We start from the raw sequence: 332 nt of genomic DNA, 5'->3' as shown, positions 1-332 counted from the left end.
CAATTAATGCTTCTAAATCTGCAAGTGGCATATTCACATCCGCCGCAACGATATCCCAGTACATTTCTCGCTTATCCTTGATTTTTGTATAAACCAGCATCCTACCTTGTGAAAAAAGCTTAAACTATGGCATCACAATCTTCACTTCCTCCACCTTATCCCAAGCTTGAAAATCACCACGAAACGCGAATACATCCATAGAAATCTCCAGCGTCTGTGACAAATTAAGTAAACGAAATAACGGGCGTAACACAACAATACCAATAAAAATTAGTAAAATCAGCTTTTCTGTGCCATTTATCGCCTTTACATAATCAAAAACAACATATAAT

Annotated in this window: 1 pseudogene; it reads right to left on the bottom strand. The window is 36.7% G+C overall.

What is annotated here, in order from left to right:
• Positions 1 to 124: 124 nt before the first annotated feature.
• Positions 125 to 332 (bottom strand): annotated as a pseudogene (locus R8925_RS15945) (hypothetical protein); the annotation flags it as partial.

This window comes from Listeria rocourtiae subsp. hofi (assembly GCF_963575615.1).
Lineage (GTDB): Bacteria > Bacillota > Bacilli > Lactobacillales > Listeriaceae > Listeria_A > Listeria_A hofi.
The sequence above is the reverse complement of the archived record's forward strand: the minus strand, read 5'-3'. Positions and strand labels throughout refer to the sequence as shown.